This is a genomic window from Devosia sp., assembly GCF_034675085.1.
GTDB lineage: Bacteria > Pseudomonadota > Alphaproteobacteria > Rhizobiales > Devosiaceae > Devosia.
This window is the reverse complement of the sequence record NZ_JAUCDN010000106.1, coordinates 1-10,015: the sequence shown is the minus strand read 5'-3', so window position 1 is coordinate 10,015 and position 10,015 is coordinate 1. Positions and strand designations below refer to the sequence as shown.

Annotated in this window: 11 protein-coding genes and 1 pseudogene; 5 read left to right on the top strand and 7 right to left on the bottom strand. The window is 65.0% G+C overall.

Annotated features, from left to right (window positions below; translation table 11 throughout):
- Positions 1 to 211 precede the first annotated feature (211 nt).
- From VDP82_RS08655 to petA, 3 genes are read right to left on the bottom strand one after another with little or no spacing between them, the layout of a single operon-like run.
- Positions 212 to 1,072: a cytochrome c1 gene (locus VDP82_RS08655; protein ID WP_323014447.1), complete on the bottom strand. Its 861-nt coding sequence runs from the start codon at positions 1,070 to 1,072 to the stop codon at positions 212 to 214.
- A 17-nt stretch (positions 1,073 to 1,089) separates the two neighbouring features.
- Entirely contained in the window at positions 1,090 to 2,346 is a 1,257-nt protein-coding gene (locus VDP82_RS08650; protein WP_323014446.1) for a cytochrome b, read from the bottom strand.
- A gap of 14 nt (positions 2,347 to 2,360) precedes the next feature.
- Complete coding sequence (gene petA, locus VDP82_RS08645; RefSeq protein ID WP_323014445.1) at positions 2,361 to 2,885, bottom strand: ubiquinol-cytochrome c reductase iron-sulfur subunit; 525 nt, start codon at positions 2,883 to 2,885, stop codon at positions 2,361 to 2,363.
- A gap of 241 nt (positions 2,886 to 3,126) precedes the next feature.
- On the opposite strand from petA, the gene VDP82_RS08640 reads away from it, so the two are divergent.
- Genes VDP82_RS08640 through VDP82_RS08625 form a run of 4 tightly spaced genes read left to right on the top strand, consistent with a single transcriptional unit; the run spans position 3,127 to position 5,928 of the window.
- Positions 3,127 to 3,597, top strand: coding sequence for a tRNA (cytidine(34)-2'-O)-methyltransferase (locus VDP82_RS08640; protein WP_323014444.1), 471 nt, complete (start codon positions 3,127 to 3,129; stop codon positions 3,595 to 3,597).
- A gap of 18 nt (positions 3,598 to 3,615) precedes the next feature.
- The gene (gene hemF / locus VDP82_RS08635) at positions 3,616 to 4,497 is read left to right on the top strand and encodes an oxygen-dependent coproporphyrinogen oxidase (RefSeq protein ID WP_323014443.1); all 882 of its coding nucleotides are present in this window, start codon (positions 3,616 to 3,618) and stop codon (positions 4,495 to 4,497) included.
- Positions 4,498 to 4,500: 3 nt separating this feature from the next.
- The gene (locus VDP82_RS08630) at positions 4,501 to 5,676 is read left to right on the top strand and encodes an AAA family ATPase (protein ID WP_323014442.1); all 1,176 of its coding nucleotides are present in this window, start codon (positions 4,501 to 4,503) and stop codon (positions 5,674 to 5,676) included.
- A 60-nt stretch (positions 5,677 to 5,736) separates the two neighbouring features.
- Positions 5,737 to 5,928, top strand: a complete 192-nt coding sequence (locus VDP82_RS08625) for a DUF1059 domain-containing protein (protein ID WP_323014441.1) — start codon at positions 5,737 to 5,739, stop codon at positions 5,926 to 5,928.
- 27 nt (positions 5,929 to 5,955) lie between these two features.
- Here VDP82_RS08625 and VDP82_RS08620 read toward each other — a convergent pair whose 3' ends face one another.
- The 3 genes from VDP82_RS08620 to VDP82_RS08610 all read right to left on the bottom strand — a co-directional run bounded on the left by VDP82_RS08620 (position 5,956) and on the right by VDP82_RS08610 (position 8,424).
- Positions 5,956 to 7,125 carry a CCA tRNA nucleotidyltransferase gene (locus tag VDP82_RS08620; protein ID WP_323014440.1) on the bottom strand — a complete coding sequence of 390 codons (1,170 nt, stop codon included), beginning with the start codon at positions 7,123 to 7,125 and terminating at the stop codon, positions 5,956 to 5,958.
- Positions 7,125 to 7,751 (bottom strand): CoA pyrophosphatase, encoded by a 627-nt coding sequence (locus VDP82_RS08615; protein ID WP_323014439.1) that lies wholly within the window; start codon positions 7,749 to 7,751, stop codon positions 7,125 to 7,127. The genes VDP82_RS08620 and VDP82_RS08615 overlap by 1 nt, the downstream gene beginning before the upstream one ends.
- A gap of 118 nt (positions 7,752 to 7,869) precedes the next feature.
- A complete protein-coding gene (locus VDP82_RS08610; protein ID WP_323014438.1) occupies positions 7,870 to 8,424 on the bottom strand; it encodes an N-acetyltransferase in 555 nt (184 codons plus the stop codon).
- A gap of 342 nt (positions 8,425 to 8,766) precedes the next feature.
- On the opposite strand from VDP82_RS08610, the gene VDP82_RS08605 reads away from it, so the two are divergent.
- Positions 8,767 to 9,726: a glutathione S-transferase family protein gene (locus tag VDP82_RS08605; RefSeq protein ID WP_323014437.1), complete on the top strand. Its 960-nt coding sequence runs from the start codon at positions 8,767 to 8,769 to the stop codon at positions 9,724 to 9,726.
- A gap of 65 nt (positions 9,727 to 9,791) precedes the next feature.
- Here VDP82_RS08605 and VDP82_RS08600 read toward each other — a convergent pair.
- Positions 9,792 to 10,015: pseudogene (locus VDP82_RS08600) on the bottom strand (DNA mismatch repair protein MutT); the annotation flags it as partial.

Sequence of the window (10,015 nt, the reverse complement as noted above, 5' to 3'; positions counted from 1 at the left end):
GACCTATGGCACCGCCATCCAGCTCGAAACCTCCGACGCCATCGTCATGCTCTGCACTCCGCGCTGAGCGTCCCAGCCACCCGACGCCCCCTTGATGGGGGAGGCCGACGGGTGGGGCTCTCCACCTCCTCCCAAACACGATGCGCCCTCAATCTGGTTGCAACAAAAAGGGCCCCGAACGGGGCCCTTTTCAAATCTGCGATCGGATCAGTCAGTGCTCGATGCCGGACCAGATCTTGCGCTTGGTGGCGTACATCAGGCCCGCGAAGAGCACGAGGAACAGCAGCACCTTGAAGCCGGTTTCCTTGCGGCTGGCCAGATGCGGCTCGGCGAGCCACATCATGAAGGCCGAAACGTCCTGAGAATACTGCTCCAGCGTCATCGGCACTTCGGCCTGACCCTCGGCAGCCTCGTAGCTGATCTGGTCGTCCGAGAGCGGCGGCGCCATGCCGATGGCGTGGCCGGCGAAGTAGTCGTTGTAATATTTGCCCTCGGCCAGCTCGAAATCTTCCGGCGCGGTGTCGGGCACATCGTCATGATAGCCGTTGAGCAGCGCGTGGATATAGTCCGGGCCACCTTCCTGATAGGCGGTGAAATAGTTGAAGATCCAGATCGGGAAGGGATCGCTCACGCCGCGGGCCTTGGCCAGGACGGAGAAATCGGGCGGCAGGGCGCCGCCATTGGCGTCGCGGGCATCCTGCTCGGTCGGGAACGGATCGGGCCAGCGATCGGCCGCGATGGCCGGGCGCACGCCGCCTTCGACGCTGGGATCGGCCACCTCGTATTCGGCGGCCAGCGCCTTGACCTGATCTTCCGAGAAGCTGGGACCGCCCGGCTCGCTCAGATTGCGGAAGGCCATGAGGCGCGCGCCGTGGCAGCTGGCGCACACTTCGCGGAACACCTGGAAACCGCGCTGGAGCTGGTTCTGGTCATAAGTGCCGAAAATGCCGGCAAAGGTCCAGTTCTGCCGCTCGGGATGGGCCGCGCCTTCGGCGGCCTGGGCCGCCGAGCCGCCGGCGGCAAGGCCGGCAACGAGGGCGAGCGTGGCGAGGATCGTCTTGGTCTTGATCATTTTTCCTGTCCCCTCCCTCACGCGTGAGCTTTGTTCTTTTCCAGAACGCTTTCCGAGATGCTGGTCGGCAGCGGCCGCGGCTTCTCGATGCGCCCCAGAACAGGCAGGATCACAAGGAAGTGGATGAAGTAATAGGCGGTGCAGATCTTGGCCAGCACCACATAGATGCCTTCGGCCGGCGCGGCGCCCAGATAGGTGAGGGCCACGAAGTTGATGATGAACAGCCAGTAGAACCAGCGGAACATGGGGCGGAAATTGCCCGAACGCACCTTGGACGTATCCAGCCAGGGCAGGAAGAACAGGATGAGGATCGAGCCGCCGAAGAAGATCACGCCGCCCAGCTTGGAATCGATGAACAGGATGTTGAAATCGATGGCGCGCAGGATGGCGTAGAACGGCAGGAAGTACCATTCCGGAACGATATGGGGCGGCGTCACCTGGGCGTTGAACTGGATGTAGTTATCCGGATGCCCCAGGATGTCGGGCGCAAAGAAGGCGAACCAGACGAAGGGGATGAGGAACAGCACCATGCCGAACGCATCCTTCATCGTGTAGTAGGGATGGAAGGGCAGCGTATCGCGCTTGTCCTTCACCTCGACGCCGATGGGGTTGTTATTGCCCGGAACATGCAGGGCCCAGATATGCAGTGCCACCACGGCGGCGATGACGAAGGGCAGCAGGTAATGCAGCGAGAAGAAGCGGTTGAGCGTGGGATTGCCCACCGAGAAGCCGCCGCGCAGCAGTTCCAGCAGCGGATTGCCGATGACCGGAATGGCCGCGAAGATATTGGTGATCACGGTGGCGGCCCAGCCCGACATCTGGCCCCAGGGCAGCACATAGCCCATGAAGGCAGTAGCCATCATCAGAAGGAAGATGATGACGCCCAGGATCCACAGCACCTCGCGCGGCGCCTTGTAGGAGCCGAAATACATGCCGCGGAAAATATGGACATAGACGGCGGCGAAGAACATCGAGGCGCCCACGGCGTGGAACGACTGGATCATGCGCCCGCCATTGACGTCGCGCCGGATATGCTCGACCGAGTCGAAGGCCATATCGATATGGGGCGTGTAATGCATCGCCAGGATGACGCCGGTGACGATCTGCACACCCAGGCACATGACCAGGATGGCACCGAACGTCCACCAGTAATTGAGGTTCTTGGGCGTCGGGAAATCCATCAGGTGCTCTTTGGAGAACCGGATGATCGGCAGGCGGTCATCGAACCATTTCTCGATGGCGCTTCCCGGCGTATAGGTCGAATGTTCTGACATCGGAAAAGCCCCCACTAACCGATCTGGATCAGCGTATCGCTGAGAAATTCATAAGGCGGCAACACCAGATTGGCGGGCGCGGGACCTTTGCGGATACGGCCGGCACTATCGTAGTGCGAGCCATGGCACGGGCAGAACCAGCCGTCGAAATCGCCGGCCTCGCCCACCGGCACACACCCCAGATGCGTGCAATTGGCGATCATCACCAGCCAGTCCTCATGACCGGGCTTGGTGCGCTCCTCGTCGGTGGCCGGGTCCTTGAGCTCGCTCAGGGGAACCGCCTTGGCCTCCTCGATCTCGGCCTCGGTGCGATGGCGCACGAACACCGGCATGCCGCGCCACATCACCGTGACCGACTGGCCCACGGGAATGGCGGAAATGTCGAATTCGATGCTGGCCAGCGCCAGGGTGGAGGCGTCCGGGTTGAGCTGGTTGATCAGTGGCCAGACAGTGGCAGCGGCGCCTACCGCGGCGACCGAGCCGGTTGCGACATAGAGGAAATCCCGCCGTGTCGTTGGTTGTTGAGCTTGCGTGGCCAAGGTCCGTATCCCCGTACAATCACATCAGACGCGGCCGGCGTGGGAAGCGCTTCCGCAACATGCAGGGAATCGCAGCCGTTCGCCCTCAAGCGGCCCGTCAGTCCGGGTTCTTTTTGCACTGTCACAGGAACTTGTCCAGTGCGCCCGGAAGTGACATGGGACAAGTGCGACACTATACCCGATGCAAAGCCGCGCCAAACACCCCATAAGCGCCCGATTCCCCCTTGGCAAAGAAACGCCCGTGCCGGTCGAACTCGCCCTTTATCAGCCCGATATCGCGCAGAATGCCGGCACGCTGATCCGGCTCGGCGCCTGCTGGGATACCACTATCCACCTCATCCACCCCACGGGCTTTGCCTTTTCGCCCAAGGCGCTGGCGCGCGCGGGCATGGATTATCTCGACCACGCCATGGTGCGCGAGCACGATAGCTGGAGCGCCTTCGACGCCTGGCGGCGCGGGGAGAAACGGCGGCTGGTGCTGCTGACCACCAAGGCGGAGCGCTCTGCCTATGCAGTGGAATTTTGCGATTCTGACATCCTGATGGTGGGCCGGGAAAGCGCCGGCGTGCCCGAGGCGGTGGCCGCGGCGGCAGACCTGTCCATCCGCATTCCCATGCGCCCGGGCTTGCGCTCGATCAATGTGGCGCTGGCCGCGACCCTTATCCTGGGCGAAGCGAAAAGACAGACCGGCGGCTTTACAGGGCTCGCCTGAAAGGCCACATCAATTCCCATGACCGATACCATGCTCCCTCCCGACATCGAGGCCAAGAAGGCCCGCGCCCTCGACTGGTTCCATACGCTGCGCGACCGCATCTTCGACGCCTTCGAGGCCATCGAGGCCGATGTGAGCGGCCCCAATGCGCATCTGCCCCCCGGCAAGCGCGACATCACCCCCTGGGACCGCGCCGCCGGCGGCGGCGGGCAGATGGGCATGATGCAGGGACGCGTCTTTGAAAAGGCGGGTGTGCATGTCTCGGCCGTGCATGGCCAGTTCTCGCCCGAATTCGCCAAGCAAATCCCCGGCACCGAGGAAGGCGCCGAATTCTGGAGCGCCGGCATCTCGCTGATCGTGCATCCCTGGAACCCGCATGTGCCGGCGGTGCACATGAACACCCGCATGATCGTCACCGGGCGGCAATGGTTCGGCGGCGGCGTCGACCTGACCCCGGTACTCGACCGGCGGCGCACCCAGGACGATCCCGACACGCTCGACTTCCACGCCGCCATGCGCGCCGCCTGCGAGGGCCGGCCGGGCGTCGACTACCAGCGCTACAAGCAGTGGTGCGACGATTATTTCTTCCTGCCGCACCGCAACGAGCCGCGCGGCATTGGCGGGATTTTCTACGACCAGCACAATTCGGGCGACTGGGACGCCGATTTCGCCTTCACCCAGGCGGTGGGCGAGCGCTTTCTCGACATCTATCCCAAACTGGTGCGGCGCAATTTCGAGACCGAATGGACCGAGGCCGAGCGGCACGAGCAATTGGTGCGGCGCGGGCGCTATGTGGAATTCAACCTGCTCTATGACCGGGGCACCACTTTCGGGCTGAGGACCGGGGGGAACGTCAACTCCATCCTCTCCTCCATGCCCCCGGAAGTGCGCTGGCCTTGACCCATGGGCATTTCGGCGCTCGACATCACCGGCTACCGCTCGATCCGCCGCCTCCGCCTGCCCCTGCGCCGCCTGACCGTACTGGTGGGCGGCAATGGCGTGGGCAAGACCAATCTCTACCGGGCGCTGGAGCTGTTGCAGGCCAGCGCCCATGGTACGCTGGCCGACGAAATCGCCCGGGAAGGCGGGCTCAGCTCGATCTTCTGGGCGGGCGGGCGCAATTTGTCGCCGGATGGCAGCTTCGATCCGAAATACCGCACCGACGGCTATCGCAGCCATGAGGGCAACAGACTGCGCCTTGCGGCGGACCTGACCGATCTGCGCGCGGGTGAGCTGGAGGCGAGCTATGCGATAGAGGTGAGCTTCGCCCCAAGGCATGCCGTGGCCGCCTTTGCCAACGAAGCCCAGGTCAAGACCGAGACCATCACCACCCGCATCGGCGGCAAGCCGGCGCCGCTGCTCGAGCGCAAGGGCGGCGTCGCCTGGGCGCGCGACGAGAGGGGCCGGCGGGAAATGGCCAGCGACGATCTGCTGGCCAGCGAAACGGCATTGGCCAGCCTGTCCGGCCGCGCCGAAATCGCCGCCATAAGGCAGGCGCTCACCGCCTGGCGCTTCTTTCACGGCTTCCGCAGCGATGCCGATTCGCCCCTTCGCCGCCCCTCGCGCGCCGTGACGGCCCCCTCCCTGGCCTCCGACGGCGCCAATCTGGGCGCGGTGCTGGCCACGCTCCGTCATATCCGGCAGGACACCACCGACCTCGACGCTGCCATTGCCGACGCCTTTCCGGGCGCGGAACTGGTGGTGCCGCCGGTGGAGGACTTCGCCAGCTTCGGCATGCGCTATCCCGAAATGCCCAAGCGGGTGTTCCTGCCGCATGAACTCTCGGACGGGACGCTGCAATTCCTGGCGCTGGCCGGGGCGCTGCTCAGCTATCGCCTGCCGCCCTTCATCGCGCTCAACGAGCCGGAAACCAGCCTGCATCCCAGCCTCCTGCCCATGCTGGCGCGCCTTATCGTCAAGGCGGCGGAGCGCAGCCAGATCTGGGTGGTCACCCATGCGGGCGAGCTGGCCGACGCCATCGCCGCGGAAAGCGGCGTGACACCGAGGGAAGTGATGCGCGACGATGACGGCACCACGATCAGGGGACTGTCGCGGCTGGGAAGCTTCGAGGACGAGTGAACGGAACCGACGCCCCGCGACGCGCGTTGTGCCTTCAAGGCACAAACCCAAGGAGAAAGCATGAAACGCTTTGATTCCGGCACGCTGATTCCCGGCGCCACCTGGCATGCCGAGGCGGAAAGCGAAGCCGAAGTGGTGCGCCAGGCGGTGGAGAATCTCAAGACCCTGCATGGGGAAACCATGGTGCGGCCCGACATGGTGGAACGCATCAAGGCGCGCATTGTGGACGTAGCGCTCGGGCGCCGGGAATAGACGCAGGACGATCGATACCGGGGGCGTTTACAGCCGGGCTTCGGCGAGCAATTCGGGCTTGCCCAGCGCGAAGCCGCTGTCGATCCAGAGCTGTTCGAGACGCCGCAATTCCCGCCCCAGCGCCGGACCCGGCGCAATGCCCGTTTCCGCCAGGTCGGTGCCGCTGATGGGAAAAGAGGGGACAACCAGAGCCGCCAGCATGCGCGCCGCCTCGGCCAGCCGGTCGCGGCTCCAATCGTTCTCTGCCGCTGCCAGCGCCAGCCCTTCCACCGCAGCCTCGCCCTGCCGATAGGCGGCTTCCCCGATCCGGTCATGCGCCAAAAGAGCGGAAGCCGCGCGGATGGCGCGGGCCTCGTTCATGATGGGGTTGGAAAGCCGCCAGGCCGGTTGCAGGCCATCGAGCCCCTCCCCCCCGACCAGCGCCAGCCGTGTTGCGACATTGCTCCCGCCCAGCGCCTCATAGGCGCGCAGGCCGGCAAGGGCCTGGGGCGAAAGGCTGAGCAGGGCGAGCCCGGCCATGGTTTGCAGCGTGGTGGCGATCCGGGGCAGGCCCAGCATGCGAACCATTTCATGCCCGATGCGCTCGCGCGAAAGGTGATCGAGCCGGTTCACCGCCTCGGCGCAGGCGGCAAGGCCCTCGGGCTCGAAGCGCTCGCCGCCATGGCTGGCCGAAAAGCGGAAGAAGCGGAACACCCGCAAACCGTCCTCGGCAATGCGTTGCTCGGGCGAGCCGATGAAGCGGACAATGCCGGCGCGCAGATCGGCAAGCCCCCCCAGGGGATCGTAAAGCGTACCGTCGGCGGCGCAATAAAGCGCATTGAGGGTGAAATCGCGCCGCTTTGCGTCTTCCACCCAGTCGGTGCCGAAGGCCACTTGCGCATGGCGGCCATCGGTCTCGACATCCCGGCGAAGCGTCGTCACTTCCGCCAGCGCCTCGCCCAGAACCAGCGTCACCGTGCCATGGGTGATCCCGGTGGGATGGGCAGCGATGCCGACGGCCTGGGCGCGGGCCATGACCGCCTCGGGCAGCAATTCGGTGGCCAGATCGACATCATTGCCGGCCGGACGGCCCAGAAGCGTATCGCGCACCGCACCGCCCACGGCGCGGGTGCGGCGGAGCTTGCCGTCCAGCGCGGCGAAAATGGCCTGCATCTGCGGCCGCGCCAGCCAGGGCGCGCCTTCCAGCCCCTCCGGCATCACGACGCGCCGTCCCGCAGGGCCAGGTCGCGGAACCGCCGGGTGAGATTGGCGGTGATGCCCCAGATGCGGTGCCCGTCATGGTCGATCTGCCAGCTTCGACGCTCCTGCCCGCCATGGCGGATGAGGAATTGCCCATAGGCCTCGGCGGCCAGGATCCGCGTCAGCGGCACCTCGAACACCGAATGCACCTCATCGGGATTGGGCACGAAGGGGCCGCTGGGCTCGACTACCGCCACCACCGGGGTGATGAGATAATTGGTGCCGGTATAATAGGTGGGCATGAAGCCCAGCACCTGCGCATCGCCGCGCGCCATGCCCACTTCCTCGAAGGCCTCGCGCAAGGCCGCGTCGGCGGCCCCCGCATCCTCCGCATCCACCTTGCCGCCGGGAAAGGCCACCTGGCCCGAATGGGCCCGCAGGTCGGGCGAGCGCTCGGTATAGAGCACGGTGCGCCCCTCGGGCCGGCGCACCAGCGCGATCAGCACCGCCGCCGGCACCGGCGGCCGGCTGAACGGGGTATCGGGCGCCCAGTCCGGCACCAGCGTTTCCCGCGCCGGCAGCGGCGGCGGCGCGGCCAGCAGCCGGGAGGTCAGGGTTTCGATAAGGACGTCGTCGGACGGCAAGGCGGGCACCGGAACAGTTGCGATGCCCTCAATCTAGGCAGTTCGGGGCCGATTTGCACCACCACATCCATCACTTCGCCCTTCTCCCCTTGTGGGAGAAGGATGGGTTCGGCGGCCCCTACCCCAGCCAGGGGCCGATCGTGCCGGAAAGCGTGCCGGCCAGGCTCTTGTCATCGGACAACAGCAGCACGCGGGTGGGATCGACGGGGCCTGGAAATTCGATATTGCCCGGCACCGTGGGCTCCCAGCCCAGCGGGCAATAATAGTCGCGGTCGCCCACCAGCATGACGAACTTGCCGTCGCCCCGTGCCAGCGCCCGCGCCGACACCTCGCGGGCCAAAAGCTTGCCGGCGCCGAGCTTGCGGAAATCGGGATGGGTGGCCAGCGGCCCCAGCATCCAGCCATTGACGCCGCCGATGGAAATGGGGGTCATCCACACCGAGCCGCAGGGCGCGCCCTCGACCTCGGCGATGAGGCTGAGGCTCTTGTCGATGGGAAAACGCTCGCGGATGCGAAAGGCGGTGCGGGCAAAACGGCCGGGACCGAAGGCCAGAGCCTGCAAGTGCTCGACAAAGGCGTCATCATCCGGCGTGGCCGGGCGCACATTGGGAACACGCGCAAGCGGAACGGGGGCGAGGGAAGACGCGGCCGAGGGCGCAACGGAGAGGGTCATGGCGATGATCCGATAGGGAATGCGTGGGACAAACCGGGCGCTCGCGCACCCGCAGAAAGACCGCTCAGGGTCGTCGTGTCACCAGCAAAACCTTCACCATCCTGGGCGCCTCCACGCCTGTTTTCCGCATAGCATCACCTGCGCCGCGCGTAAAATGAAAACTCATGACGGGGCTCCCGTTTTTGTGGCGAGGAAGGCACACTGGACCCGGAATGGACAACAGCCCGTTGTCCCATTGGCTCCTTATCATTGCCGCAGCGGCGCAATACCTCTCGGGCAGGGCCGATCCTGGCAGAGCAGACGCCTCCAACAAGTCGAGATGATGACGGAAAGGGTTCGATCGTGGGACAATTGATCGACGGAAAATGGTCAACCCAGTGGTATGACACCAAAAAGACCGGCGGCCGCTTCGAGCGCAGCCAGGCCGGCTTTCGCAACTGGATCACCCAGGACGGCAGCCCCGGCCCCTCGGGGGAAGGCGGCTTCGCGGCCGAAGCGGGGCGCTATCACCTCTATGTGTCGCTGGCCTGCCCCTGGGCCCACCGCACGCTGATCTTCCGCAAGCTCAAGGAGCTGGAAAACCTGATCTCGGTTTCGGTGGTCTCGCCCAAAATGCCGGACGAAACCGGCTGGACCTTCAAAAAAGACGAGGGCTCAAGCGGGGACGCGCTGTTCGGCAAGGATACGCTCTGGCAGGTCTATACGCAGGCGGTGCCCGACTATACCGGCCGCGTCACCGTGCCGGTGCTCTGGGACAAGAAGACCGGCACCATCGTCTCCAATGAAAGCTCGGAAATCATCCGCATGTTCAATTCGGCCTTTGACGGGCTGACCGGCAATACGGACGATTATTACCCCGAGCCGCTGCGCGAGACGATCGACGCGCTCAATGCCCGCATCTATGACGCGGTCAATAATGGCGTCTACAAGGCCGGCTTCGCCACCACGCAGGTCGCCTATGACGAGGCGGTGACGACGCTGTTCGAGGCTCTAGACTGGCTCGAAGCCATCCTGGGCGAAACCGCTTACCTCACCGGCGATGCCATCACCGAGGCGGACTGGCGGCTCTTCACCACGCTGGTGCGCTTCGACGCGGTCTATGTCGGCCACTTCAAATGCAACCGCCGCCGCATCGCCGACTACCCCAATCTCTCGCATTATCTCAAGGCGCTCTACGAGGTGCCGGGGGTGAAGGAAACCGTCGATCTCGACCATATCCGCACCCATTATTACTGGAGCCACGTGACCATCAATCCCACGCGGATCGTGCCCATCGGGCCGGAATTGCCGTTTCTGGGGTAGAGGCGGATTTATCCACCGTGTCATTCCGGTCTAAGCCGGAATGACACGGGGAATGGAAAGCCTGTCTAATACCCCCAGACGTCCCTTTGCGGGGCGCCGTCGAAATATTCGTCGATTCGCTGCGAGGTGGCGGGGGTGACGCCTTCAGGCAGGGCATGGCGGTCGAACCAGCCGACTTCGGCGATCTCGCGGTCGGGCTTGCGCTCGAAGACTTTTTCGCTCCCCGTGGCGACGAAGAAGGCGACATGGTCGCGGTCGGTCACCGGGCTGCAATTGTGATAGACGCCGA